Annotated in this window: 23 protein-coding genes and 1 tRNA gene; 13 read left to right on the top strand and 11 right to left on the bottom strand. The window is 72.1% G+C overall.

Annotated elements, in window-relative coordinates; all coding sequences use genetic code 11:
- The first annotated feature begins 206 nt into the window (after positions 1-206).
- Complete coding sequence (locus tag ACYU7H_RS01160) at positions 207-383, top strand: hypothetical protein (RefSeq protein ID WP_460811806.1); 177 nt, start codon at positions 207-209, stop codon at positions 381-383.
- 304 nt (positions 384-687) lie between these two features.
- Here ACYU7H_RS01160 and ACYU7H_RS01155 read toward each other — a convergent pair whose 3' ends face one another.
- From ACYU7H_RS01155 to ACYU7H_RS01145, 3 genes are all read right to left on the bottom strand, one after another.
- Complete coding sequence (locus ACYU7H_RS01155) at positions 688-1,605, bottom strand: hypothetical protein (RefSeq protein WP_460811805.1); 918 nt, start codon at positions 1,603-1,605, stop codon at positions 688-690.
- On the bottom strand, positions 1,602-3,104 hold the full coding sequence (locus ACYU7H_RS01150) for a glycosyltransferase family 2 protein (protein ID WP_460811803.1): 1,503 nt from the start codon (positions 3,102-3,104) through the stop codon (positions 1,602-1,604). The genes ACYU7H_RS01155 and ACYU7H_RS01150 overlap by 4 nt, the downstream gene beginning before the upstream one ends.
- Before the next feature lie 145 nt (positions 3,105-3,249).
- Positions 3,250-3,326 (bottom strand) — tRNA-Pro (locus tag ACYU7H_RS01145).
- Positions 3,327-3,472: 146 nt separating this feature from the next.
- Between ACYU7H_RS01145 and hisS the strand changes: the two genes are divergently transcribed.
- Together hisS and ACYU7H_RS01135 are read left to right on the top strand one after the other, a co-directional pair.
- Positions 3,473-4,840: a histidine--tRNA ligase gene (hisS, locus tag ACYU7H_RS01140; protein ID WP_460811802.1), complete on the top strand. Its 1,368-nt coding sequence runs from the start codon at positions 3,473-3,475 to the stop codon at positions 4,838-4,840.
- On the top strand, positions 4,837-6,744 hold the full coding sequence (locus ACYU7H_RS01135; RefSeq protein WP_460811801.1) for an HAL/PAL/TAL family ammonia-lyase: 1,908 nt from the start codon (positions 4,837-4,839) through the stop codon (positions 6,742-6,744). Before hisS ends, ACYU7H_RS01135 begins: the two co-directional genes overlap by 4 nt.
- Before the next feature lie 30 nt (positions 6,745-6,774).
- Here the strand turns inward: ACYU7H_RS01135 and ACYU7H_RS01130 are convergent, their stop codons facing one another.
- Positions 6,775-8,589: a sensor domain-containing diguanylate cyclase gene (locus ACYU7H_RS01130; RefSeq protein WP_460811799.1), complete on the bottom strand. Its 1,815-nt coding sequence runs from the start codon at positions 8,587-8,589 to the stop codon at positions 6,775-6,777.
- Between the two features lie 161 nt (positions 8,590-8,750).
- On the opposite strand from ACYU7H_RS01130, the gene ACYU7H_RS01125 reads away from it, so the two are divergent.
- The 9 genes from ACYU7H_RS01125 to hisIE are packed head-to-tail and all read left to right on the top strand — an operon-like array spanning position 8,751 to position 16,319.
- Positions 8,751-9,071 (top strand): YerC/YecD family TrpR-related protein, encoded by a 321-nt coding sequence (locus ACYU7H_RS01125; RefSeq protein ID WP_460811797.1) that lies wholly within the window; start codon positions 8,751-8,753, stop codon positions 9,069-9,071.
- Entirely contained in the window at positions 9,068-9,967 is a 900-nt protein-coding gene (hisG, locus tag ACYU7H_RS01120; RefSeq protein ID WP_460811795.1) for an ATP phosphoribosyltransferase, read from the top strand. Before ACYU7H_RS01125 ends, hisG begins: the two co-directional genes overlap by 4 nt.
- A 50-nt stretch (positions 9,968-10,017) precedes the next feature.
- On the top strand, positions 10,018-11,355 hold the full coding sequence (hisD, locus tag ACYU7H_RS01115; RefSeq protein WP_460813020.1) for a histidinol dehydrogenase: 1,338 nt from the start codon (positions 10,018-10,020) through the stop codon (positions 11,353-11,355).
- The gene (gene hisC / locus ACYU7H_RS01110; RefSeq protein WP_460811794.1) at positions 11,352-12,431 is read left to right on the top strand and encodes a histidinol-phosphate transaminase; all 1,080 of its coding nucleotides are present in this window, start codon (positions 11,352-11,354) and stop codon (positions 12,429-12,431) included. The genes hisD and hisC overlap by 4 nt, the downstream gene beginning before the upstream one ends.
- Before the next feature lie 5 nt (positions 12,432-12,436).
- Positions 12,437-13,510, top strand: a complete 1,074-nt coding sequence (gene hisB, locus ACYU7H_RS01105; RefSeq protein WP_460813018.1) for a bifunctional histidinol-phosphatase/imidazoleglycerol-phosphate dehydratase HisB — start codon at positions 12,437-12,439, stop codon at positions 13,508-13,510.
- 5 nt (positions 13,511-13,515) lie between these two features.
- Positions 13,516-14,160, top strand: a complete 645-nt coding sequence (gene hisH, locus ACYU7H_RS01100; protein WP_460813017.1) for an imidazole glycerol phosphate synthase subunit HisH — start codon at positions 13,516-13,518, stop codon at positions 14,158-14,160.
- Positions 14,157-14,915, top strand: a complete 759-nt coding sequence (locus ACYU7H_RS01095; protein ID WP_460811792.1) for a 1-(5-phosphoribosyl)-5-[(5-phosphoribosylamino)methylideneamino]imidazole-4-carboxamide isomerase — start codon at positions 14,157-14,159, stop codon at positions 14,913-14,915. Before hisH ends, ACYU7H_RS01095 begins: the two co-directional genes overlap by 4 nt.
- Positions 14,909-15,682, top strand: a complete 774-nt coding sequence (gene hisF / locus ACYU7H_RS01090) for an imidazole glycerol phosphate synthase subunit HisF (protein WP_460811790.1) — start codon at positions 14,909-14,911, stop codon at positions 15,680-15,682. The genes ACYU7H_RS01095 and hisF overlap by 7 nt, the downstream gene beginning before the upstream one ends.
- Positions 15,675-16,319, top strand: coding sequence for a bifunctional phosphoribosyl-AMP cyclohydrolase/phosphoribosyl-ATP diphosphatase HisIE (gene hisIE, locus ACYU7H_RS01085; protein WP_460811789.1), 645 nt, complete (start codon positions 15,675-15,677; stop codon positions 16,317-16,319). Before hisF ends, hisIE begins: the two co-directional genes overlap by 8 nt.
- Positions 16,320-17,009: 690 nt before the next feature.
- Here the strand turns inward: hisIE and mtnC are convergent.
- The 5 genes from mtnC to ACYU7H_RS01060 all read right to left on the bottom strand — a co-directional run bounded on the left by mtnC (position 17,010) and on the right by ACYU7H_RS01060 (position 21,734).
- Complete coding sequence (gene mtnC, locus ACYU7H_RS01080; protein ID WP_460811787.1) at positions 17,010-17,711, bottom strand: acireductone synthase; 702 nt, start codon at positions 17,709-17,711, stop codon at positions 17,010-17,012.
- Between the two features lie 5 nt (positions 17,712-17,716).
- Positions 17,717-18,259 (bottom strand): 1,2-dihydroxy-3-keto-5-methylthiopentene dioxygenase, encoded by a 543-nt coding sequence (locus ACYU7H_RS01075; RefSeq protein ID WP_460811786.1) that lies wholly within the window; start codon positions 18,257-18,259, stop codon positions 17,717-17,719.
- On the bottom strand, positions 18,256-18,891 hold the full coding sequence (locus ACYU7H_RS01070) for a methylthioribulose 1-phosphate dehydratase (protein WP_460811785.1): 636 nt from the start codon (positions 18,889-18,891) through the stop codon (positions 18,256-18,258). The genes ACYU7H_RS01075 and ACYU7H_RS01070 overlap by 4 nt, the downstream gene beginning before the upstream one ends.
- A 64-nt stretch (positions 18,892-18,955) precedes the next feature.
- Positions 18,956-20,218, bottom strand: coding sequence for an amino acid permease (locus tag ACYU7H_RS01065; RefSeq protein ID WP_460811783.1), 1,263 nt, complete (start codon positions 20,216-20,218; stop codon positions 18,956-18,958).
- A gap of 46 nt (positions 20,219-20,264) precedes the next feature.
- Positions 20,265-21,734 (bottom strand): amino acid permease, encoded by a 1,470-nt coding sequence (locus ACYU7H_RS01060; RefSeq protein ID WP_460811781.1) that lies wholly within the window; start codon positions 21,732-21,734, stop codon positions 20,265-20,267.
- Between the two features lie 434 nt (positions 21,735-22,168).
- Between ACYU7H_RS01060 and ACYU7H_RS01055 the strand changes: the two genes are divergently transcribed.
- Positions 22,169-22,720: an NUDIX hydrolase gene (locus tag ACYU7H_RS01055; RefSeq protein WP_460813015.1), complete on the top strand. Its 552-nt coding sequence runs from the start codon at positions 22,169-22,171 to the stop codon at positions 22,718-22,720.
- A 3-nt stretch (positions 22,721-22,723) separates the two neighbouring features.
- Here the strand turns inward: ACYU7H_RS01055 and ACYU7H_RS01050 are convergent, their stop codons facing one another.
- Both ACYU7H_RS01050 and yeiP read right to left on the bottom strand, forming a co-directional pair.
- Positions 22,724-23,995, bottom strand: a complete 1,272-nt coding sequence (locus ACYU7H_RS01050) for a cation:proton antiporter (protein WP_460811779.1) — start codon at positions 23,993-23,995, stop codon at positions 22,724-22,726.
- Complete coding sequence (yeiP, locus tag ACYU7H_RS01045) at positions 23,985-24,551, bottom strand: elongation factor P-like protein YeiP (protein ID WP_460811778.1); 567 nt, start codon at positions 24,549-24,551, stop codon at positions 23,985-23,987. Before yeiP ends, ACYU7H_RS01050 begins: the two co-directional genes overlap by 11 nt.
- Positions 24,552-24,642: the final 91 nt, after the last annotated feature.

Genomic DNA, 24,642 nt, shown 5'->3' with positions numbered 1-24,642 from the left:
CGTCCGCGCGGCTGATGCCGCCCGCGGACAACCCGCCCCTGTAGGAGCGGGGCTCGCACCGCGACGGCTTGCGCCGCGAACCCGACAGGCGCGGCGTCGCGCCCCGAGGTGCGCTCCTACAGGGTCGCCCTCGAAGGCCGATGCGCCGGCTAGCCTCGCGGCTCGCCCACATACGGATGTGAACCCTGGTCGATTTCCCCGGTGGCATGTCGCTGTTCGCCACGCTCTTCCTGATCCTGCTCGTCGTGCTCTGGATCCTGGTGCCGTTCGCGATCTTCGGCATCAAGCCGCTGCTCAAGCAGCTGGTCGCCGAGCAGCGCCGCACCAATGAACTCCTGCACCTCTCCGCGGCCCAGGCATGGGCCGACCGGGCGCGGCCCTGACGCCAAGCCGGCCCGCTCCGCCCATGTAGGAGCGGGGCTCGCACCGCGACGGCTTGCGCCGCGAACCCGACAGGTGCGGGGTCGCGCCCAGAGGTGCGCGCATACAAGGGATGGGCGAACGCATCGCGCGGCAGGTCCCGGGGTTGCAGCCCATCTCCCCTGTAGGAGCGGGCCTACGCCCGCGATGGCGTGCCCCGCGACTCGAACGAAGCGCATCGCGCCTGTAGAGGCGCTCCTACGGGGGTGGGGGTGGAGGGGTGATGCGGGAGGCGGTGGCGGACTCGTTCGCGAATCGGCCGCCGTCTCAGAACGGCAGGATCCAGGACAGCTGCACGTGGCGGTAGCCGTAGCCGGCGCCGGTCGAGCTGGGCGTGTTCGTGTAGACCATCGTGGCGTCGAAGTAGCTGCCGGCGTCCCCGCGCGGGCTCGTCAGCGTGGCTTCGAACAGGCGCGACTGGCGGGTGTCCGACGCCGCGTCGCGCTGCCAACCGATCCCCGCCGCCGCACTCCATCGCCAGCCGCCCTGGTAGCGCCGGACCTGGAGCACGGGCATCGCCTCGGCGAACCAGCCGGGTGCGTAGTAATCGAACTCGCGCGGGGTGCTGTCGCGGAACCAGCGCGTGCGCAGCTGCGCGCTGAGCCCGGCCTCCGGCGCCACGACCGCGATGTACCGGGCGCGCAGGTGCACGCGCGTGTTGTCGCCGGTGAAGTCCTGCACCCCGGCGACCGTGGCCAGCTGGTGGCGGCCGTCGTCCGACAGGGGGATGTCGTGCGCGGCGCCGACGAACGTGTGGAACAGCCGCCGCGACACGCCAAGCGGCGTCTCCAGGATCTCGCGCTCGGCGAAGTACTCGTGGCGCAGGTCACGGTCGAGCACCAGGTTGGCGGACCCGAGCAGCGTTTCGCCGTCAGTGCCGGCGCGCACCCGCCAGCGGCGGTCGCGGGCCGTGCCGGCATGCAGGAAATAGAGCCGCTCGTCGGTCCACGTCGCCTGGCCCTGCGGGCGGATGCGCACGGTTTCGGCCTGCAGGCCCGTGAACGCGTCCGGGGACTCGAACCGGAAGTCCCAGCCCACCGCGGCCCGGAGCACCTGCGTGTCCTCGGCGTCGTCCGATGCGAACAGGTCGGTGTGCACCGCCTGCCCGGCGTGGCAGCTGCCGGCCAGCATCAGCCCCAGCGCCGCGAGGCGCGCCGGGCGCCGCGATGCGATCGGCGAGGTCACTTGGTGCCCCAGTTCTTGCGCATGCCGAACAACTCCGTGAGGTAGCCCCAGACGCAGATCGGCTGGAGCAGGAACGAATACGCGAGCACGTACATCAGGAAGCCGCCGACGTTGCGCCGGACCCGCAGGTCCTGGCGTTTGAACATGGCCCGCTGGACCCGGAAGATCATGCCGTTCCACAGCACCGCCAGCGGCAGCACCAGCAGGGTCATGATGCCCGCGATGTAGTAGTGCCCCATCAGCGCGAGCACCACGCCCGGGATGAAGGCGAGGGTATAGACCAGGTCCAGCGGCAGGAACAGCACGTTCCACCAGATGAAAAGCAGCGTCAGCCGCGGCTTCCAGAGCAGCCGCGGGTGCGACTTGAACGCCTCGAGCAACCCCCGCGACCAGCGCTTGCGCTGGCGCGCGAACTGGCGCAGCCGGTCGGGGACGTTGGTGAACACCACCGCGTCCTCGCAGTAGCCGATCCGGTGGCCGGCCTCGAGCAGCGACCAGGACACCACGATGTCCTCGCCCACGCATTCCGGCCAACCGCCCGCGTCCACGAGGGCCTCGCGGTCGTAGAGCGAAAACGCGCCCTGGGCGACCAGCGTCCCGTGGTACATGCTCTGCATCCGCTTGACCGCGGCGATGCCGTGGAAGTAGTCCCACTCCTGCACGGCCGTGAGCCAGTTCCGCCGCGAGTTCCGGACCAGGACCGAGCCGGCGACCGCGCGCGTGCCGGGCGGGTCGGCGAGGTAGCGTTCGACGATCCGCTCGATCGCGTCGCCGTAGACCCAGGAGTCGCCGTCGATGGTCAGCACGATGTCGTGGGTCACGAGGGCGAGGCCGCGGTTCAGGACCGCCGCCTTCCCCCGGTTGTGGTCGGCCGTGACCACGTGGAAGCGGTGCTCGCCACCGCGGGGGTGCGGCGTGACGTCACGTTCCAGCGCCTGCCTCGCGCGCGCGACCGTGTCGTCGGTCGAGCCGTCGTCGAGGATGTACACGTCCATCGCGCCGGCGTATTCCTGCAGGCGCAGGCTCTCGATGGTCGCCGCGATGTTGTCCGACTCGTTGTAGCAGGCGACGAGCACCGCGATGCCGGGATACCGGTCCAGCCGCCGCCGCTCCGGACGACGGTCCAGCATGATGCTCGAGAGCAGGAACGCGTTCATGAAGCCGGGGACGTAGGCGATGAACGTGATCACGAAGATCGCGAGGGGGCGCCCCAGCAACGCCGACAGGTCGTCGAGCCAACGCAGTGAAAGCCAGACGCTCAATGCGCACCACGCGACCGCGATCAGGAGGGCGAGCGCGAACTTCACGCGCACGGGCAGGTAGAACCCGCGGGTCGGCTGCATCGGGCTGTCCAGCCCGAAGTCGGCACCCCGGTTCGGGCGCGCGACCCGGCCGGACCGGTCCGCCGCGGTCGGGTCACCCGGGGTCGCGGCCAGTCTGGCGTCCAACCGGTCGCGCGGCGTCGCCTCCGGGGCGGCTTCCTGCTCCAGGGTGTTCATTGGAATCCAATGGCGAGCATGCCGATACCATCCCGGACGGCGATCCGAACGCCGTGCAAGCGATTCATCGCCCTGAACCAAGGGCGCGCGCATACGAAAAAACCGGCCGAATGGCCGGTTTCTCTTGCCCCATGGGGCATCGGACTGGTCGGGGAGACAGGATTTGAACCTGCGACTTCTACGTCCCGAACGTAGCGCTCTACCAGGCTGAGCTACACCCCGACGACCGAGCGCGGCATTGTAGGGAATCCAACGCCCCCGGGGCAACCGCCCCGTGCCCCGGCCCCGCGTGGCGGGCCATCCGGGGCCGGCCGCCTGAACCGGCCCGGTACACTGTGCAGCTTCGCCAGCCAGCCGGAGCCGACCGCTTGATCAAGCCACGCACGCCGCCCGGGGTGATGGAGCTGCTGCCCCGCGACCAGGTCGCCTTCCAGCGGATGCTGGACGCGATCCGGGCCACGTTCGAGGCCTTCGGCTTCCTGCCCGTCGAGACCCCGGTCTTCGAGCTGTCCGACGTGCTGCTGACCAAGACCGGCGGCGAGACCGAGCGGCAGGTCTACTTCGTCCAGTCCACCGGCGCACTGGAGAAGGGCGGCGACGCCCGGCCCGAGCTGGCGCTGCGCTTCGACCTGACCGTGCCGCTGGCCCGCTACGTGGCCGAGCACGAGCACGACCTCGCGTTCCCGTTCCGCCGCTACCAGGTCCAGCGCGTGTACCGCGGCGAGCGCGCCCAGCGCGGCCGATTCCGCGAGTTCTACCAGTGCGACATCGACGTGATCGGCAAGGACGGGCTGTCGACCCGCTTCGACGCCGAGATCCCGGCGGTCATCCACGCCGTGTTCGAGCGCCTGGCGATCGGCGCGTTCACCATCCAGCTCAACCACCGCAAGCTGCTGCGCGGCTTCTTCGAGGGGCAGGGCATCGCCGACCCCGCAATGCAGGCCGGCGTGCTGCGCGAGCTGGACAAGCTCGACAAGCGCGGCGCGGATGCGGTGCGCGACACGCTGGCGGGCGAGGGCTACGACCTGCCGGCCGAGGCGATCGACAGGATCATGGCGTTCTCGCAGGTGCGCTCGACCGGCCATGACGACGCGCTGGCGAAGCTCGCCGCGCTGGGTGCAGGCAGCGCGCTGTTCGAGGAAGGCCGCGGCGAACTGCGCGCGATCCTCGACCAGCTCCGCGCGCTCGGCGTCCCCGAATCGCGCTACGCGATCAACCTGTCGATCGCCCGCGGCCTGGACTACTACACGGGCGTGGTCTACGAGACCGTGCTCGACGCGCACCCGGGCATCGGCTCGATCTGCTCGGGCGGCCGCTACGACGACCTGGCCGGCCACTACACGAAGTCCAGGCTGCCGGGCGTGGGCATCTCGATCGGCCTGACCCGGCTGTTCTGGCAGTTGCGCGAGGCCGGCCTGGTGCCGACCGCCGGAAGCAGCGTCGATGCGCTGGTCGCGCTGCTCGAGGACGCGGGCCTCGGTGAAGCGCTGGCGCTCTCGCAACGCCTGCGCGCGGCCGGCCTCAACGTCGAGACCCAGCTCGAGGCGCGCAAGCTCGCCAAGCAGTTCCAGTACGCCGACAAGGCGGGCATCCGCTTCGTCGTGCTGCGCGGCCCGGACGAGGCCGCCCGCAATGCCGTGTCGGTCAAGGACCTCGCCAGCGGCGAGCAGTTCGAAGTGCCGGAAGCCGAGGTCGCCACCCGCCTGCGGGGCCTGCGCCAGGAGGGCGGCCGATGAGCACGAAGCCGGCCATCCGCCTCGACGGCCGCTCGCTCACCCGCGCGCAGCTCGTCGCCGTCGCCCGTGGCGCCCCGGTCGAACTCGATGCCGGCGCCCTGCGTGCGGTCGAGAAGGCCGCGGCGTTCCTGGCCGAGCAGGTCCGCCGCGAGGAACCCATCTACGGCGTGTCCACCGGCTTCGGCAGCAACGCCGACAAGCTGCTGGGCGCGCACCCGCTGCGCGACGAACTGACGGACGTCGCGTCATCCGGTCGGTCGCTGCACGAGGAACTGCAGACCAACCTGATCGTCACCCACGCGGTGTGCGTGGGCGAGCCGTTCGCGCCGGACGTGGTACGGGCGATGCTGTGCATCCGCATCAACACGCTGCTCAAGGGCCACTCGGGCATCCGCGTGTCCACGCTGCAGGCGCTGGCGGCGATGCTCAACGCCGGCGTGGTGCCGGTGGTGCCGCAGCTGGGATCGGTGGGCGCCTCGGGCGACCTGGCGCCGCTGTCGCACCTGGCCATCGTGCTGCTGGGCGGTGGCGAGGCCTGGTTCGAGGGCGAGCGGATGCCGGGCGGCAAGGCGCTCGAGCGCGCCGGCCTCGCGCCGGTCACGCTGTCCTACAAGGAAGGCCTGTCGCTCAACAACGGCACCGCGCAGATGCTGGCCTGCGGCGTGCTGGCGCTGCACCGGCTGGAGGAACTGCTCGACACGGCGGATCTCGCCGCGGCGATGACCATCGACGCCTTCGCCGGGCGCCTGGGCGCGTTCCGCGAGGAGGTGCACGCACTGCGCCCGCATCCGGGCCAGGTGCACGTCGCCGGCCACCTGCGCGACCTGCTCGACGGCTCGACGCTGGCCGACATCCCGTACCACCTCGTCCCGCGCCACCGCAGCTGGCAACCCGACAGCTGGGACGCCGGCGACCAGCAGGCGCTGACCTTCGACATCGGCTGGGAGTGGGTGCCGGCCAACCGCCGCCACGGCCGCGAGAAGTTCTACAAGCGCTTCCGCCCGTTCCGCGGCGGCAAGAAGCACCAGCCGCAGGACAGCTACTCGCTGCGCTGCATCCCGCAGGTGCACGGCGCGGTGCGCGACGCCGTGGCGCACGCCGCGCGCGTGCTCGAGGTCGAGCTCAACGCGGTCACCGACAACCCGCTGGTGTTCCCGGACGCGGTGGCCGAGCACGTGGAGGAGCAGGTGATCTCCGCCGGCCACTTCCACGGCATGCCGCTGGCGCTGGCGCTGTCGGCGGTGAAGGCGGCGATCCCGGTGCTGGCCTCGATCTCCGAGCGCCGGCTCAACAAGCTCGTCGACCCGGCCACCAGCGACGGCCTGCCGGCGTTCCTGATCGGCAACGAGGACGGCACCGAGTCGGGCCACATGATCGTGCAGTACACCGCCGCGGCGATCGTCAACGACCTCGCCAGCCGGGCGATGCCGGCCTCGGTGTACTCGATCCCCACCAGCGCGAACGCCGAGGACCACGTCTCGATGGGCGCCAACGAGGCCCGGCACGTGCTGGCGATGGCCGCGGACCTGGGGAAGGTGCTGGCGCTGGAGTGCTACACCGCCGCGCAGGCGCTGGATTTCCGCATCGACATGATCAACGCGGCGCGCGAACTGGCGCGGGGCGGGGACGCGGAAGCGCTCGCGGGCAAGGTGTCGAACGCGCCTGGCACGTCGCATGCCATGCGTCCGGTCTTCATGGAGGAGGTCGAGGGCCTGCGCGAGGAACTGGCCGGCAGCGCGCCGTTCCGCGCCGGCGCCGCCGTGGCCGCGGCGCACGCGGCGCTGCGCGACCGGATCCCGTTCCTGGAGCGCGACCGGGCGATGGACGGCGAGGTCGCGACCGCCGTCGCGCTGGTGGATGGCAACGTGCTCCTCGACGCGGCGCGCAAGGCCCGCGCAGGCTGAGTCAGGCGCGTCGGCGCAAGGCGCCGCCGCTCAGGCCGCGCTGACGGAATGCCGCACGCAGTTGCGGCCGTCGCGCTTGGCCCGGTACAGCGCCTCGTCGGCGAGCCCGATGACCTCCTCGGGCGTCCACGCGCGGTCCGGGACCAGCGCATGCACGCCGATGCTCACGCTCAGGCGGATCCGGCACCCGTCGGACTTGACGCTGTCCTCGAGGATGCGGGCGCGCAGCGCTTCGGCCGCTTGCAGCGCATCCTGCGGATTCACGCCCGGGAGCACGGCCACGAATTCCTCGCCGCCGAATCGCGCGACCAGGCCGCCCCGCCGCGTCAGCGCGCCATGGAAGCAGTGCGCGACCCAGCGCAGGCACTCGTCGCCGACGAGGTGGCCGTGGGTGTCGTTGATCTGCTTGAAGTTGTCCAGGTCGGCGATGAGCAGCGCCACCGGTTGCTGCCCGGCGAGCGCCTCGTCCAGCGCCGCCTTGAACGACTCGTGGAAGTGCCGGCGGTTGTACACGCCCGTGAGCGGATCGAGGCGGCTGAACTCGCGCAGCTGCTGGTTGGCCTCGCCCAGCTTCGCCATCGCGTTCTGCAGCTCGCGGGTCCGTAGCTGCACGTTGCGCTCGAGCAGCTCGTTGGCGTCGCGCACGATGCGCTCGTTCTCGTTGCGCAGCACCGCGTACCGGTAGCCCAGCGCCACCGACAGCAGCAGCATCTCCAGCGCCGAGCCGATCTGCACGCCGTACTCGGTGAGGAAGGTCTTGGGCAGCAGCCCGAACGCCAGCAGGCTGAAGATGAAGGTGCCGACCAGGAACGAGGCCCAGGCGAACAGGAACAGCCACGCCGGCCGGTAGCCGCGGCGCAGCACCACCACGTTCGCCACCGCGACCCAGGCCACGCTGGCGAGGACCGCGCGCGTGGCGATCGGCGTGGACGTGCCGTAGGGCAGGAACAGCGAGGCGATCGCCAGCAGGGCGAAGAACGCGATCACCGCGACGCTGATCCGGTTGCCCAGCGGCCAGCGCGTGCGCAACTCGAGGAACACCCGGGCGAACTGGTGCATGCCCAGCATCGCCAGGCAGATCGTCAGCGGGACGGACTTGTCCGCCAGCCAGGTGGAGGCTGGCCACAGGTACTCGAAGCCGAGGCCGTTGAGGGTGAACAGCACCAGCCCGAACGCGGTGATGTGCAGCAGGTACCAGAAGTAGCTGGCGTCCCGCAGGCTGACCCACAGCACCAGGTTGTAGAAGAACAGCGCCAGCAGGATCCCGTAGTAGACGCCGATGGCCAGCTGGGCGTCGCGCGACAGTTCGGCGAACGCGGTGGGCGTGTAGAGCTTGAGCGGCACCTGCATCGAACTCTGGCTCTGCACCCGCAGCAGCAGTTGCACGGGTTGGCCGACGGGCAGGTCGAGCATGAAGTTCGGGTGGCGGTAGCGGATGCTGCGCGCCTCGAAGGGCAGGGCGTCACCCCCGGCCATGTGCACGGTGCGCCCGTCCGGATAGCGCACCCACAGGTCGAGCCGGTCGCTGAGCGAGTATTCCTGGAGCAGGAGCCAGCGTGGCTCGCCCGGGTCGCGGTTGGTGACCGTCGCGTGGAACCAGAACGCGCCGTCGGCGAAGCCGAACGCGGGGCCGCCCTCCGGGAGCGGGACGAAGTCGCCGGCGTCGGCCCGCTCGAACATCGCCGCGGGGCCGTCGCGCGCATCGCGCTCGTGCAGGTACGCCATGTGGGGGACGAGGTCCACCGTCTCCCGCGCCGGGGCGAGCGCCACCGGCGCCGTGCGTGACAGGGCCGGCCAGGCCGCCATCAGCAGCCAGCCGCACAACAGGACCCGCCAGGCCGTCATGGCCGTGGACACATCGGCTCTCCCCCAAGGGCGGCGGGCGCACCTTCGTGCCGCCGCAAGGCTACAGAACGGAATCGCTGGCCCTCCTGGGACATTGACTAATGTATTAACGCATTAGTACATTACGCGGCCCCGCCGCCTCGCGAACCGGACCCGGCCCCATGAAGCAGCGACAGCCACGCACCCAGGACGACGCGGACGCCGCGCTCGCGGCACTCGCACGCGTGCTCGCCCTGCTGGACAGGCCGGACGACGTCCGCGCCTTCCTCGTCGACCTGTGCACGCCCGCCGAACTGGAGGCCCTGTCGGACCGCTGGTCGGTGGTGCCGCTGCTGCTCGAGGGCCACCCGTACCGAGACATCCACGACCGCACCGGGGTGAGCGTGACCACCATCGGCCGCGTGGCGCGGACTTTGGGCCATGGCACGGGGGGGTACGGCGTAGCGAGCCGCCGTGCCCGCCGTGCGGGAGGCGGCTCGTGAGCCCGGATGGCGCCTCGCCGGCGCGCGAGCGGCTGCGCATCGCGATCCAGAAGTCGGGACGCCTCGCGGCCCCGGCACGGGCACTGCTCGCCGCCTGCGGGCTGGCCTGGCGGGAGGACCGGGACGGCCTGTTCTGCCATGGCGCGGCGCTCCCGGTCGACCTGCTGCTCGTGCGCGACGACGACATCCCCGGCCTGCTGGCCGAAGGCGCATGCGAGATGGGCATCGTCGGCAGGAACGTGCTGCGCGAGGCCCTGCCCGACGGCACCGCAGGAGTCGGCGAAGCGCGCGCGCTCGGTTTCGGTGGCTGCCGGTTGATGCTGGCGGTGCCGCAGGCGTGGGACTGGGATGGCGTCGCCGCCCTGGCCGGGCGTCGCGTCGCGACGAGCTATCCGCGCTTGCTGCGTGCGTGGCTGGAGGCGCAGGGCGTGCAGGCCGACATCGTGACGCTGTCAGGGTCCGTGGAGATCGCGCCGCGGCTGGGGCAGGCGGATGCGGTATGCGATCTCGTGTCCAGCGGCGCGACGCTCGCGGCGAACGGGCTGAAGCCCGTCGACACCGTCCTCGACAGCGAGGCGGTGCTGGCGACGCGCGCCCTTGCCGCCGGCGATCCGCGCACGGCGCTCGCGGAGATGCTGGCGCGCCGGATCGAGGGCGCGCTGCGGATACGCGACAGCCGCCTGCTGCTGTTCCAGGCCCGCCGCGATGCGGTGCCGGGACTGCTCCGCATGTTGCCCGACGCCGATGCGCCGACCGTGATGCCGGTCGACGGCGGCGACGTGCTGGCGCTGCAGGCGCTGTGCCACGGGCAGGTGTCGTGGCAGCGGCTGGAGGAACTCAGGCAGGCCGGCGCGCGCGGCCTGATGGTGCTGCCGGTGGAGCGGATGCTGGCATGAGCGGCGGGGATGCCGGCATCACGCCCGCATGGCGCGAGCGCGACGCGTCCATGCCCGCGGTGCTCGACTGGGATGCGCTGGACGCCGACGGGCGCGACGCCGTGCTTGCCCGACCGGGCCGGGTGGACGCCATCGCGGTGAGCAACACCGTGCGTGCGATCGTGGCGGCCGTCCGCGACGATGGCGATGCGGCGTTGCGCGCCTTCGGCGAGCGCTACGACGGGGTGCTGCCCTCGTCGCTGCGCGTGTCCGAAGCGGAGATCGAACGCGCCGGCGACGCGTTGCCCGCGCGCCTGCGCGCGGCGATCGATGCCGCGATCGCCCGCATCGAGCACTTCCACCGCGCCGGCATGGCCGCGCCGTTCGCGGTGGACACCGCCCCTGGCGTGCGCTGCGAACGGATCCTGCGCCCGATCGACCGCGTCGGTCTGTACGTGCCGGCCGGTAGCGCGCCGCTGCCATCGACCGCGCTGATGCTGGGCGTGCCCGCGCGTCTGGCGGGGTGCCCGGAGGTGGTGCTGTGCACGCCGCCGCGTCGCGACGGGCGGGCGGATCCCGCGGTGCTCTACGCCGCGGCCCGCTGCGGCATCCGCACCGTGTTCGCGACCGGCGGCGCGCAGGCGATCGTCGCGATGGCGCTCGGGACCGCCACGGTCCCGCGTTGCGACAAGCTGTTCGGCCCCGGCAACGCCTGGGTCGACGAGGCCAAGCGCCAGCTCGCCGCCGCGCCGGGGGGCCCCGCGATCGACCTCCCGGCCGGCCCGTCGGAGGTGATGGTGGTCGCCGACGGTGGTGCCGATGCCACGTTCGTCGCCGCGGACCTGCTGGCGCAGGCCGAACACGGCCCGGATGCGCAGGTCCTGCTCGCGAGCGACGACGCCGGACTGCTCGAACGCGTGCGCGTGGCGCTGCGCGCCCAGCTGGCGGACCTGCCGCGGGCGCCGATCGCCACCCGGGCGATGGCCGCGGCGCGCCTGCTTCGGGTGGCGTCCCTGGAGACGGCCCTCGAGGTCGCCAACCGCTATGCGCCGGAGCACCTGATCCTCGCGCTGCGCGACCCGCGCGCGTGGCTCGACCGGGTGCGCGCGGCCGGGTCCGTGTTCCTGGGCGACTGGACGCCCGAGGCGCTGGGCGACTACTGCAGCGGCACCAACCACGTGCTGCCGACCGGCGGCGCGGCGCGCGCCTGGAGCGGGGTGTCGGTCGCCAGCTTCCAGCGCGCGATCAGCGTGCAGGAAGCGACGCCGGCCGGGCTGCGCGCGATCGGCCCGGACGCCGAGGCGATCGCCTTGGCCGAAGGACTGGGCGCGCACGCCCGCAGCGTGGGACTGCGCCTGTCGGCGCTCGATGCCGCGCGTTCGGGCGCCGCCGGGAGCAAGGGTCGATGAGCGTCCTGTCCGTGGTCCGCGACGACCTGCGCGGGTTCGCCGGCTACCGCTCCGCGCGCGGCGAGGCGGCGCACGGCGACGCCTGGCTCAACGCCAACGAGTCCCCCTGGCCCAATCCCGCCGATCCGGACGGGCGCCTACGCCGGTATCCGTCGCCGCAGCCCGGTGCGCTGCGCGACGCGCTGGCCGCGCTGTACGGCGTGGACCCCGCGCGGGTGCTCGCGGGCCGCGGCAGCGACGAGGCGATCGACCTGGTGATCCGGGCCTGCTGCCCGCCGGGCGACGGCGCGGTCGCGATCGCACCGCCCACCTTCGGCATGTACGCGGTCTGCGCCCGCCTGCACGGCACGCGGGTGGTCGAGGTGCCCTTGCGCGATGCGGGGGACGCCTTCGAGCTGGACGTGGACGCCTTCGGCGACACGGTGCTGGCCACGGACGCTCGCGTCGCCTTCGTGTGCTCGCCCGGCAATCCGACTGGCCACCTGGTGCCGATGGCCGACGTCTCGCGCCTCGCCGCGAGGCTGGCGGGCCGCGCCCTGGTGGTGGTCGACGAGGCCTACGCGGAGTACGCCGATGCACCGTCGGCGACGACGCTCCTGGATCGGCACGACAACCTGGCGGTGCTGCGCACGCTGAGCAAGGCGCATGCGCTGGCCGCCGCGCGGATCGGCTGCATCCTCGCGGCGCCCGCGCTGGTGGACGTGCTGCGGCGCTGCCAGGCGCCGTACCCGCTGCCCGTGCCGAGCGTCGAGGCGGCGCTCGGGGCGCTGGCGCCCGCCGCGTGCCTGCGCACGCGTGCACGCGTGCTCCAGACGGTGGTCGCCCGCGACCGCCTGCTCGCCGCCCTGCGCGGCGCGCCCGCCGTCACGCGGGCCTATGCCTCACGCGCCAACTTCGTGCTGGCGCGCCTGCGCGACCCGGACGCCGTGCTGCGCGCGCTGGCGCGCGAGGGCGTGGTGGTGCGCGACCAGCGCGGCGCGCCCGGCCTGGGCGACGCGGTTCGGATCGCCGTCGGCCTGCCCGCGGAGAACGCACGCGTGTTGCGCGCCCTGGCCGCAGGGGCCGTCGCCGCATGAGCACCCTGCGCCCGGTACTGTTCGTCGACCGAGACGGCACCCTGATCGAGGAGCCGGACGACCTGCAGGTCGACCGCTTCGACAAGCTGCGCTTCGTCGCCGGTGTCGTGCCCGCGTTGCTGCGCCTGCGTGATGCCGGCTACGAGTTCGTGATGGTCACCAACCAGGACGGCCTCGGCTCGGAGGCGTTCCCCGAGGCCGACTTCGTCGGGCCGCACCGGCTGATGATGCAACTGTTCGACAGCCAGGGCATCGTGTTCCGCGAGGTACTCGTCGACCGCAGCCTGCCGGGGGAGAACGCACCAACGCGCAAGCCCGGCCTCGGACTGGTCGCGCACCTGCTGCGCGACCGCGGGATCGACTGGCCGCGCTCGGCGATGGTCGGCGACCGCGAGACGGACGACGCCTTCGCCGCGGCCATGGGCATCCGCGGGTTCCGCCTCGCCACGCCCCGGTTCGGCGGCGAATGGGACTGGCCCGGCATCGCCCACGAACTTGCCGATGCGCCGCGCCGCGCGCGCGTGGCGCGCGACACGCGCGAGACCCGCGTCGCGGCGGCGGTCGACCTCGACCGCGTCGTCGATCCGGTGGCGCGCACGGGGCTGGGCTTCTTCGACCACATGCTCGAGCAGCTGGGCAAGCACGGCGGCTTCGGACTCCATGTCTCGGCCGAGGGCGACCTTAGCGTCGACGAACACCACACCGTCGAGGACGTGGCGCTGGCGCTCGGACAGGCGTTGCGCGAGGCGCTCGGCGACAAGCGCGGGATCGACCGCTACGGCTTCGTGCTGCCGATGGACGAATCGCTGGCGCACGCCGCGCTGGACCTGTCCGGACGCCCGGTCTTCGAGTTCCATGGCACGTTCCGGCGCGAGCGTGTCGGCGACCTGCCGACCGAGCTGGTCCCGCACTTCTTCCGGTCGCTCTGCGAGGCGGGCGGGATCAACCTGCACCTCTCCGTCCGCGGCGACAACGACCACCACCAGGTCGAGGCCTGCTTCAAGGCGGTCGGCCGGGCCCTGCGCATGGCGTTGCGACGGGGCGGCCATGGCGTGCCGTCGACAAAGGGCGCGCTGTGAGCGCGGTGGTCGAACGCATTGGCGCGGCATGGCCCGCGTCCGGCCGGACGGTCGGCGACGTGGTCGTCGTCGACGCCGGCGGCGCGAACCTCGGTTCGGTGCGCTACGCCCTGGAGCGGCTCGGCGTGCGCGCGCGGCTCGCCCGCGACGCGTCCGGGCTGGACGGGGCGGACCGCGTGATCCTGCCCGGCGTGGGCGCCGCCGCGCCGGCGATGGCCCGCCTGCGCGACACGGGCATGGACACGGCCCTGCGCGCGCTGCGGGTGCCGCTGATGGGCATCTGCCTCGGCATGCAGTTGCTGTACGAACGGTCGGAGGAGGGCGGGGTGGACTGCCTCGGCATCCTGCCCGGCACGGTGCGCGCGCTGGTGCCCGCGCCCGGCGCGCGGGTGCCCCACATGGGCTGGAACCGGATCGAACCCCTGGGGGCTTCGCCGCTGCTGGCGGGCATCGCCGTGGACGCCCGGGCCTACTTCGTCCACGGCTACGCGGCACCGGTCGACGCGGCCTGCGTCGCCGCCGCGACCCACGGTGGGCGCTTCGCCGCCGTGGTCGCGCGTGGGCGTGCGTGCGGCGCGCAGTTCCATCCGGAGCGGTCCGGGGATGCCGGCGCCCGGTTGCTCGCGAACTTCCTGCGGTGGTCGCCATGAACGCCGCCGTCGGAGCCGCGCCCGGGTTCACCGTCTACCCCGCCATCGACGTGCGGGACGGCCGCGTCGTCCGCCTGCGACAGGGGGACTACGCCAGGGAGACCCGGTACGCCGGGGACCCCGTCGACACGGCCGCCGGGTATGCCGCGCTGGGCGCGGACTGGCTCCACCTGGTCGACCTCGACGCGGCCCGGGCCGGCGGCTACGGCCTGCATGCCCTGATCGAGCGGATCAAGCGCGGCACGTCGCTGCGGATCCAGACGGGGGGCGGCATCCGGACGCGCAACGATGTCGCCCGGTTGTTCGAGGCCGGCGCGGACCGGGTGGTCGTCGGATCAGCGGCCGTGCACCGCCCCGACGACGTGGCCGGATGGCTCGACGCGTTCGATCGGGAACGCATCGTCCTCGCACTGGACGTCAGGCAGGACGGTTCCGGCGAATGGCGGCCGGCGGTGTCCGGGTGGACGTCGACGTCCGACACCGCCCTGGCGCCGCTGCTCGAAGGCTACGCGATGCGCGGGGCGATCCACGTGCTGAGCACCGACATCGATCGCGACGGCATGCTGTCCGGTCCGAACCTGGCGCTGTACCGCGCCATGCGCGACCTGGCGCCGTCGTTGCGCATCCAGGCATCCGGCGGCGTCCGCGGGGCGGCCGACGTGGCGGCCGTCCGCGCGCTGGGGTGCAGCGGGGTGGTGCTCGGCCGGGCCCTGCTCGACGGGCGCGTCGACCTACGCGCGGCGCTCGCATGCTGAGCCGGCGCATCATCCCGTGCCTGGACGTGCGCGACGGGCGCGTGGTCAAGGGCGTTCGTTTCCGCGACCACGTCGACCTGGGCGACATCGTCGAACTGGCCGTGCGTTACCGCGACGCCGGCGCCGACGAACTGGTGTTCTACGACATCGGCGCCAGCCCGGGCGGGCGGACGGTGGACGCGGGCTGGGTCGAACGCGTGGCACGCCGGCTCGACATCCCGTTCTGCGTCGCCGGCGGAATCCGTTCCGTGGAGGCGGCGCGCGCGGTCCTGCACGCGGGGGCGGACAAGGTCTCGATCAACACGCCCGCCCTGGAGCGGCCGGCACTCGTGTCGGAACTGGCCGCCGTGTTCGGACGGCAATGCGTGGTCGTCGGCATCGACTCGATCCGGGAACCAGACGGCGCGTGGTGGGTGCGCACGCATTCGGGGGATCCGTCGCGGATGCGCGCGCCCCGCACGCGCACGCTCGATTGGGTGCGACAGGCACAGGCGCTGGGCGCCGGCGAGATCGTGCTCAACTGCATGGACAGCGACGGGGTGCGGTCCGGGTACGACATCGAACAGCTCAGCGCCGTGCGTGCGGCGTGCGACGTGCCGCTCGTGGCCTCCGGTGGCGCCGGCGCGCCCGTCCACTTCGCCGAGGCGTTCGAACGGGCCGATGTCGATGCGGCGCTGGCGGCCAGCGTCTTCCACCGCGGGCAGGTGGCCATTCCCGCGCTCAAGGCACTGCTCGCCGCGCGCGGGATCGAGGTGCGCCTTGGCTGACGCGACGGGCGGCGTGGCACGCGCGGAGGCCGCGCTGGACTGGGACAAGCAGGGCGGCCTGCTTCCGGCGGTGGTGCAGGACGCCGATTCGATGCGCGTGCTGATGCTCGGCTGGATGGACCGCGATGCGCTCGAGGCGACCCGGCGCACGGGACGCGTCACGTTCTACAGCCGGACCCGCGGGCGCGCGTGGACCAAGGGCGAGACGTCCGGGAACGTGCTGCGGGTCGCGTCGATCACCGCCGACTGCGACGGTGACGCGCTGCTGGTGCGCGCGCGGCCGGCGGGCCCGACCTGCCATCTCGGGCGCGCGAGCTGTTTCCCTGGGGCGCCGGAGGCATTCCTGGGCCGGCTCGATGCACTCGTGGCGACGCGCGCGGCCGACCGGCCTGCCGGAAGCTACACGACGCGATTGCTGGAGGCGGGCGTGCGCGCCGTGGCGCAGAAAGTGGGCGAGGAGGGCGTCGAGGCGGCACTCGCCGCGGTGGCGCAGGACGACGATGCGCTGTCCGGTGAGATCGCCGACCTGATGTTCCATGCGCTGGTCCTGCTGCACGCCCGTGGACTGTCGCTCACGGACGTGGAGTCGGTCCTGCGCGAGCGCCACGCAACCCGTGACGGCGGCACGCCCCCGTAGGAGCGCCTCTACAGGCGCGATTGGCGGAGATCGCGGGTGGAGGCGCGCCTGCGCAGGCCGCCATCGTCCATCGCGGGCGCAGGCCCGCTCCTACGGATGTGCGCGCGCATCCCCTGCGAACGTACCCGCGCCTCCCGTAGGAGCGCCTGTACAGGCGCGATCGGCGGAGATCGCGGAAGGGGCCGCGCCGGCGCAGGCCGCCATGCTCCATCGCGGGCGCAGGCCCGCTCCTACGGATGTGCGCGCGCATCCCCTGCGAACGTACCCGCGCCTCCCGTAGGAGCGCCTCTACAGGCGCGATCGGCGGCGATCGCGGATGGAGGCGCGCCTGCGCAGGCCGCCATCGTCCATCGCGGGCGCAGGCCCGCTCCTACGGATGTGCCCACGCATCCCCTGCGAACATACCCGCGCCTCCCGTAGGAGCGCCTCTACAGGCGCGATCGGCGGAGATCGCGGATGGGGACGTGCCAGCGCAGGCCGCCACGGTCCATCGCGGGCGTAGGCCCGCTCCTACGAATGTGCCCACGCATCCCGCGCGGGTGTGCCTACGCAATCCGTGCGAACGTACCCGCGCCTCCCGTAGGAGCGCCTCTACAGGCGCGATCGGCGGAGATCGCGGATGGGGACGTGCCAGCGCAGGCCGCCACGGTCCATCGCGGGCGTAGGCCCGCTCCTACAGGGGGGCGTGGCCTATGCGGGGATCTGGATGTCGGCGAACGTGGTCACGCGCGGGTGGCCGTTGGCGGCGGTGCCGGTGCGGGGTTCCGGGTAGTCCTCGCGGCGGTCGACCAGGGTCGTCGCCATGCCGCCCTCGCGCGCCGCATCGAGTTCCTCGACGACGTCCGACAGGAACAGGATGTCGCCGGCCGGCAGTCCGACCGCCTCGGCGATGCGCTGGTAGCTCGGCACCTCGCGCTTGCCCCCGATCTCGGTATCGAACCAGCCGCTGACGACCGGGCGCAGGTCGCCGGCCGTGCTGTGGCCGAAGAACAGCTTCTGCGCGGGCACGCTGCCGGAGGAGTACACGTGCACGGGGATGCCCGCCTCGTGCCACGCCCGCAGGGACGTGGCCGCGTCGTCGTACATGTGCGCGGCGAAGTCGGCGTTCTCGTAGCCGTCCTGCCAGACCATGCCCTGCAGCGCCTTGAGCGCGGTGTGCTTGCGGTCGGTGTCGATCCAGCCCTGCAGCACCTCGACCACCATCGCGTCGTCGCACATGCCGCCCAGCTCGGCGGCCACCGCGTCGAGCCAGCGGCGCACGTCGCGCTCGCGTGCATGCCGCGCCACGAAGCCGGGCAGCGCCTTGCGGGCATACGGGAACAGCACGTCCTTGACGAAGGAGATGCTGCCGGTGGTGCCCTCGATGTCGGTGAGGATCGCGCGCCTGGCCATGCCGGTCATCCGTGCCGCGGGAAGCGTTGCGCGATGTCGGTCCCAGTGAAGTGGCCGACCCAGCCGTCCGGTTCGGTGAAGAAGCGGATGGCCACGAAGCTCGGCTCCGGGCCCATGTCGAACCAGTGCCTGGTCCCGTCCGGCACGCCGACGAGGTCGCCGGCCTCGCACAGGATCTCGTAGACCCGGTCCTCCACGTGCAGCGTGAACAGGCCCGAGCCGGCGACGAAGAACCGGACCTCGTCCTCCTTGTGGAAGTGCTCGTCCAGGAACTTCTTCCGCATCTCGGCCCGGTCGGGGTGGTCCGGCGCGATGCTCACCACGTCGACGGTCCGGAACCCGCGCCCGGCGACCAGCCGGTCGATGTCCTCCCGGTAGGCATCCATGATCGCCTCGGGCGCGTCGCCCGGCCGGACGTCCCGCGACGCCGACCACTGCTCGAAGTCCACGCCGATCGCCAGCAGCTCGCGGGCCATCTCGGCGTGGTCGGTGGTCTCGCGCACCGGGCGGTCCGGGTGCGCCTCCTCGAAGATCCGCAGCCTGCTCATTTGCGCAGCCTCCTCAACTCCAGTTCGCACGACAAGAGGAACTCGAACGCGTCCAGGTGGCGCCTGGCCTGCGCCATGTCCGCGCCCCACGCGTACAGGCCGTGCCCGTCGATCAGGTAGCCCCACAGGCACTGCCGGTCGAGCAGCACGTCGACCTGCGCGGCCAGCGTGTGCATGTCCTGGCTGTTGGGCAGGACCGGCACGTCGATGCTGGTTTCGTGGGTGCGGTTGCCCTCGAACGCCTTGAGCAGCTCGTAGCCCTCCAGGCGCACGTGCCCGGCGCCCGCGAACAGCCGCGAGGCCACCGTCTGCGCCACCGAATGCGTGTGCAGCACGCAGCCGATCTCCGGGAAGCGGCGGTAGAGCTGCACGTGCAGCAGCGTCTCGGCGGACGGGCGGTGGTCGCTGCCCACGGCCTTGCCGTCGAAGTCGACGACCATGACGTCGTCCTCCGACAGCCGGCCCTTGTCGCGGCCGGAGATGGTGATCGCCGCGTGGCGGTCGTCGATTCGCCGGGAGAAGTTGCTGCTGGTCGCGGGCGTGAGGCCGGCGGCGGCGAGTTCGCGCGTGGCGACGACGATCTCGCCGGCGCGGGCCTTCAGCAGGCCGGCGTCGTAGGGGAGGGCTGGCATGGCCGAAGTCTACCAACGCGGCCGTGCGCCGCGGCGTGCACGGGGCCTTGCGAAGTCCGGCCCGTCAGGCCGCGGCGCGGCGGCGACCGAACAGGCGGAACAGGCCCCAAGCGACCAGCATGGCGAGCAGCAGCCCCCCGAGCATGGTCCACGAGGTCGACCACAGCAGCAGCCCGCAGGCGAACAGCGCGCCGGCGCCCAGCATCCGATCGCTCGTGGTCGGCCGGCGCGCGCGCGTCCCGACCACCAGGCTCAGGCCTGCGGCCGCGTAGGCCAGCACCACCAGGTTGACCACGATGCCGATGATCAGCCCGAACTGCTCGGACACGTTCGGCGACAGCGTGAGGAACGCGATCAGGCTCATCGCGCTGGCGATGATCAGCAGCCCGGTCGCGGCCGCGCCACGCCCGTTGAGCCGGCCGAACACGCGGGGCAGGAAGCCGTGCTGCGCGGCGCGCGCGCCCGTCTCGCCGGTCACCAGCATCCAGCCGCCGAGCGTGCCGGTCGCCTTGAGCGCGGCGGCGGCCGCGATGGCGATGGCGGCCCACGGTCCGAAGACCTCGGCGGCCACCAGCGCGAACGGCGCGCTCGAGCCGGCCAGTTCCCCGGCGGGCACGATGCCCATCACCAGCACCGAGGACACGATGTAGACGATGCCGGCGATCAGCACGCCGCCGGCGGTCGCGATCGGGATGTCGCGGTCCGGGTCCTTGACCACGCCGGCGATCATCGCGCCGGTCTCCAGGCCCACGAATGCCCAGAAGATGGCGCCCAGCGAGCCGAACACGATCGAGGCGTCGGACTCGCCGGTCACGTTCCAGGCCGCGTCGTAGATGCCGCGGTCGAAGTGGCCCCAGCCGAACAGCAGCACGAAGGCGACCGGCACCAGGCCGAACACCACGCAGAACGACTGGAACTTCGCCACCGGCCGCGGGCCGAGCAGGTTGATCGCGAACATCAGCCAGATCAGCGCCACCTGCCCGCCGACCTGGACCATCGGGTTGTCGCCGTCCAGCGGCAGCAGCGTGACCAGGTAGCCGAACGCGGCGACCGCGATCGCGTTGTTGCCCACCCACGACGAGAACCAGTACAGCGACGAGGCCAGGAAGCTGGCGTCGCGCCCCAGCGAGGGGCGCACGTAGTCGTCGGCGGACTGCAGGTCGGGGTACTGGCGTGCCAGCCGGGCGAACGCACCGCCCAGCATGAGGGCGAGCAGCGTGCCCACGATCCAGCTGAAGACGGTCACCGCGCCCGAGTTGGCGAGGGTGGCCGGCAACAGGAAGAACCCCGAGCCGATCATGTTGTTGGCCACGACGAACGTGGCCAACCCGGCGCCTATCTTCTTGGGAGGCATGCGTGGACGGCGCCGTGGATCAGCGCTGGCGCAGCTTGCTGTGGCGGTAGCCGTAGAGCGCGTAGACCAGCGCGCCGACGATCACCCAGATCACCAGCAGGTACCAGTAGTCGACGAAGGCGAGCCAGAACAGGTACAGGCAGGCGACCGCGCCCAGCGGGCAGATGAGGTTCGCCATCGGCACGCGGAACGGGCGGGGCAGGTCCGGGCGCGTGTAGCGCAGCACGAGCACGCCGATGCAGACCGTGGCGAACGCCAGCAGCGTGCCCATCGAGACGATGTCGCCGAGGATCCCGATCGGCAGCAGGCCGGCCAGGGCCGCGGCGACCACGCCGACGATCACCGTTCCGACGTGCGGCGTGCGGTACTTCGGATGCACCTTGCCGAACAGCTTCGGCAGCAGGCCGTCCTGCGCCATGCTGTAGAAGATGCGCGGCTGCGCCATCAGCATCACCAGGATCACCGACGAGAGGCCGGCGATGGCGGCCAGTTCGACCAGCGTCTGCAGCCAGCCCAGGCTCGGGTAATTGATGAGCGCGGTCGAGACCGGCTCGGCGGTACCCAGCTGCGGGTACGGCATCATGCCGGTGAGCACCGCGCACATCGCGATGTACAGCACGGTGCAGATCGCCAGCGAGCCGAGGATGCCGATCGGCATGTCCTTCTGGGGGTTCTTCGCCTCGCCCGCGGAGGTCGAGACCGCGTCGAAGCCGATGTAGGCGAAGAACACGACCGTCGAGGCGCGCAGCACGCCCTCGATGCCATAGCGGTCGCCGCCCTCGTTGGCCGGGATGAAGGGCTCCCAGTTGCCCGGGTCGACGTACTGGATGCCGAAGCCGATGAACAGCAGGATGACCGAGACCTTGATCGTCACGATGATCGAGTTCACGAAGGCCGACTGGCTGATGCCGACGTAGCCGACCGCGCACACCGCGCCGACGATCAGCACCGCGGGCAGGTTGATCAGCCCGTTGGCGGTGCGCACGAACTCGCCCGCCTCGTACACGAACGGCGCGCTGGACAACGCCTCGGGCAGGGCAGCGCCGAAGTTTCCGAGGAACGCGTTCAGGTACCCCGACCAGCCCACCGCGACCGTGGACGCCGCGAACAGGTACTCGAGGATCAGGCACCAGCCGATGAACCAGGCCACCGATTCGCCAAGCGTGGCGTACGAGTAGGAGTACGCGCTGCCCGAGACCGGCAGCATCGCCGCGAATTCCGCGTAGCACAGGCCCGCGAACGCGCAGGCCAGGCCGGCGAAGATGAAGCTGAGCATCACCGCGGGGCCGGCGTAGTTCGCCGCCGCCTGCCCGGTGAGCACGAAGATGCCCGCGCCGATCACCGCGCCGACGCCCAGCAGCATCAGCTGCCGGCCGGTCAGCGTGCGGCGGAGCGTCGGTTCGCCGGTCAGGCTGCCTTCGAACGGCTCGCCCGCGTCGACATGCCCCGCCGGCTCGACCGGCTTGGTGATGAACAGGTTCTTGAACATCTGGATCCCCATGGATGGACGTCGCGTCGCGACGGGTGGCGACCGCCCCGAGTCCCCGGGCGTGCGCGAATGGCGGGCCACCTTACCCCAGCGGCGAAACGACCGGCAAGCGTCGTCCGGCAGGGTGTCGCGGGCGATAATCGCGTGCCCCCGAACGCCCCGCCCGACATGCCCGAAGCCGCAGACAGGTTGCCGCCCGGCCGCGTTGCCGGACGCATGGACGCCTGCCCTCCACCTGTCGTCGCGGGCGCAGCGCGGGACCTGCTCCAGGCCTCTTCACCTGTCGTCCCGAGCGCAGCGAGGGACCTGCTTCATGGTTTGCGCTTCTGCCTCGTAGGTGAAGCAGGTCCCTCGCTGCGCTCGGGACGACAGCTGCGCTCGGGACGACAGCTCCGCTCGGGACGACAGGCTCGCTCGGGACGGCAGGCATGACGGTGTGGCAGGTGAGCCTCGCGGAGGCGCTGGTCGCGTATCGGCGCGCATGGCCGGACGAATCGGATGCGGTCGCGCTGTTCGAGGCGCTGCTCGCCGAAGGCGGCCACGCGTTCGTGCGCGAGCGGCTCGAGGGGCACTTCACCGCATCGGCATGGCTGGTCTCGGGCGACGGCGAGCGCGTGCTGCTCACGCACCACCGCAAGCTCGACAGGTGGCTGCAGCTGGGCGGGCACGCCGACGGCGACACGGATCTCGCGCGCGCCGCGCTGCGCGAAGCGGAGGAGGAGTCCGGCCTGGCGTCGCTGGTGCTGGAGCCCGGCCTGTTCGACCTGGACCGCCATCGCATCCCCGAACACAGGGGCGTTCCCGCGCACTGGCACTACGACGTGCGCTACGTGGTGCGGGCCGGCGACGACGAGGCGTTCGTGGTCAGCGACGAGTCGCACGACCTGGCCTGGCGGCGCGTGCGCGACCTGCCGGCCGAGCCCGGGCTGGATGCCTCGGTGCGCCGGATGGCGCGCAAGTGGCTGGCGCGACCGCCGCACCGCTGACGCTCAGTCGGGGCGTTTGGCGACCTGCTTCACTTCGCGGTCGATCCACCGCAGCACCGGCGTGGCGCTCAGCCCGTGCAGCAGCAGGGACATGGCGATCACCAGCAGCACGGTGCCCCACAGGGTCTCCGCCCCCGCGAACTCCATCGCGGTCAGCCCGAACGCCAGGTAGAACAGCGAGCCGATGCCGCGCACGCCGAAGAAGGCGATCGCCAGCCGCTGCGGCCAGGGCAGTCCGCAGCCGGTGAGCGCCAGCAGGCCGGTCGCCGGCCGCACGACGAACACGAAGGTCAGCGCGAACCAGAACGCCGGGCTGTCCAGGTCGGCCGCGAACCCGAGCGCCAGCGCCCCGCCGAACAGGATCAGCAGGATCACCATCAGCACGCGCTCGCACTGCACGACGAACGTGTCGAGCGTCTCGTGGAACTGGTGGTCGCGCTCGTACTGGCGGATCGCCAGCGCCGCGACGAACACGGCCAGGAAGCCGTAGCCGTGCAGGATCTCCGCCACGCCGTACACGAGCAGGGTCACGGCGAGCGCGGCCAGCCCTTCGCGGCTGCGCGAGACCTCGCGTCCCCCGCCACGGAACAGGAAGCGCATCGCGACGTAGCCCAGGCCCCAGCCCACGCCGATGCCGCTCGCGCAGCGCCACAGGACGTCGAGCGTGAGCCAGTCCGCCAGCGAGAAGGGCGCGTCGCCCGCGGCCGCCGCGGCGAACGCCAGCGCGAGCCAGACGAAGGGGAAGGCGAGGGCGTCGTTGAGGCCGGCTTCGGAGGTCAGCGCGAAGCGCACCGGGTCCTCGCCGCCCTTGCCCGGCGCGGCGACCTGCACGTCGGCGGCCAGCACCGGATCGGTGGGGGCCAGCGACGCGCCCAGCAGCAGCGCCGCCGCCAGGCCGAGGTCCAGCCAGGTCATGCCCAGCCACGTGGCCATGGCGATGCACAGGGGCATGGTGATCGCCAGCAGCCGCCAGGTCAGCGACCAGCGGCGCCAGCCGAAGGCCGTGTCGATGCGCAGGCCCACGCTCATCAGCGACACGAGCACCGCGAGTTCGGCCAGCCGCTCGAGGAACTCGCCGTGCACGATGGGATCGGGCAGCGGCAGGGGCAGTTCGAGCGGCCAGGCCAGGCCGTACAGGGCCAGGCCGATCAGGACGTACAGCAGGGGGAACGGCAGCGCCTTCTCGCGCAGTGCATGCGGTAGCCAGGACGCGCCGAACAGCGCCAGCCCGAGCAGCGCGAGGGTGAACGCGTAGGGCGGCAGCTCAGTCGGCACGGCCGGCGAATTCGCCGGTGGTGGTGTTGACCAGCACGCGTTCGCCGTTGCCGATGTACTCCGGGACCATGATCTCGATCCCGGTGGACAGCTTCGCCGGCTTCGGCCGCTTGGTGGCGGTGCCGCCCTTGAGCTCCGGCGGCGTCTCCACGACTTCCAGCACCACGCTCTGCGGCAGCTGCAGCGCCACGGGCAGGTCTTCGATGATCTGCACGTAGCAGTTCGCCAGGCCGTCGGTGACGTAGCCGGCGGCGTCGCCGACCACGTCGGCGTCGAGCTGGTAGGGCGTGTAGTCCTCGTCGTCGAGGAACACGAAGGCGTCGCCGTCCTTGTAGGAGAAGCTCGCCTGGCGCCGGCTCAGCTCGACCTCGCGCAGGTCGTCGTCGGCGTCGAAGCTGGCGTCGAGCTTGGTGCCGCCGGGCACCGCGTACATGGTGAAGCGGAAGCGCACGTTGCCGCCGCGGCCCTGCGGCGAGGACCGCTCGATGTCGCGCACCTGGTACACGCCGCCGTTGTACTCGACGACGTTGCCCTTCCTGATCTCGTTCGCTTTCATGTGCGTGTCTTGGTGACCCTGAATGTCGTTCCGAGCGCAGCGAGGAACCTGCTCCACGCTCTTGTCGTTGTTGGATTGAAAAGCAGGTCCC

The organism is Luteimonas pelagia, assembly GCF_054776035.1.
Note: the sequence above shows the minus strand (reverse complement) of the source record. Positions and strands in the feature narration are given on the sequence as shown.

Bases quoted from the DNA above. Each gene is read 5' to 3' on its own strand.
- ACYU7H_RS01160 (WP_460811806.1), top strand. From the start codon at position 207: ATGTCGCTGTTCGCCACGCTCTTCCTGATCCTGCTCGTCGTGCTCTGG.
- ACYU7H_RS01150 (WP_460811803.1), bottom strand. From the start codon at position 3,104: ATGAACACCCTGGAGCAGGAAGCCGCCCCGGAGGCGACGCCGCGCGAC.
- ACYU7H_RS01135 (WP_460811801.1), top strand. From the start codon at position 4,837: ATGAGCACGAAGCCGGCCATCCGCCTCGACGGCCGCTCGCTCACCCGC.
- ACYU7H_RS01130 (WP_460811799.1), bottom strand. From the start codon at position 8,589: ATGACGGCCTGGCGGGTCCTGTTGTGCGGCTGGCTGCTGATGGCGGCC.
- ACYU7H_RS01125 (WP_460811797.1), top strand. From the start codon at position 8,751: ATGAAGCAGCGACAGCCACGCACCCAGGACGACGCGGACGCCGCGCTC.
- hisD (WP_460813020.1), top strand. From the start codon at position 10,018: ATGCCCGCGGTGCTCGACTGGGATGCGCTGGACGCCGACGGGCGCGAC.
- hisC (WP_460811794.1), top strand. From the start codon at position 11,352: ATGAGCGTCCTGTCCGTGGTCCGCGACGACCTGCGCGGGTTCGCCGGC.
- ACYU7H_RS01095 (WP_460811792.1), top strand. From the start codon at position 14,157: ATGAACGCCGCCGTCGGAGCCGCGCCCGGGTTCACCGTCTACCCCGCC.
- hisF (WP_460811790.1), top strand. From the start codon at position 14,909: ATGCTGAGCCGGCGCATCATCCCGTGCCTGGACGTGCGCGACGGGCGC.
- mtnC (WP_460811787.1), bottom strand. From the start codon at position 17,711: ATGGCCAGGCGCGCGATCCTCACCGACATCGAGGGCACCACCGGCAGC.
- ACYU7H_RS01075 (WP_460811786.1), bottom strand. From the start codon at position 18,259: ATGAGCAGGCTGCGGATCTTCGAGGAGGCGCACCCGGACCGCCCGGTG.
- ACYU7H_RS01070 (WP_460811785.1), bottom strand. From the start codon at position 18,891: ATGCCAGCCCTCCCCTACGACGCCGGCCTGCTGAAGGCCCGCGCCGGC.
- ACYU7H_RS01060 (WP_460811781.1), bottom strand. From the start codon at position 21,734: ATGTTCAAGAACCTGTTCATCACCAAGCCGGTCGAGCCGGCGGGGCAT.
- yeiP (WP_460811778.1), bottom strand. From the start codon at position 24,551: ATGAAAGCGAACGAGATCAGGAAGGGCAACGTCGTCGAGTACAACGGC.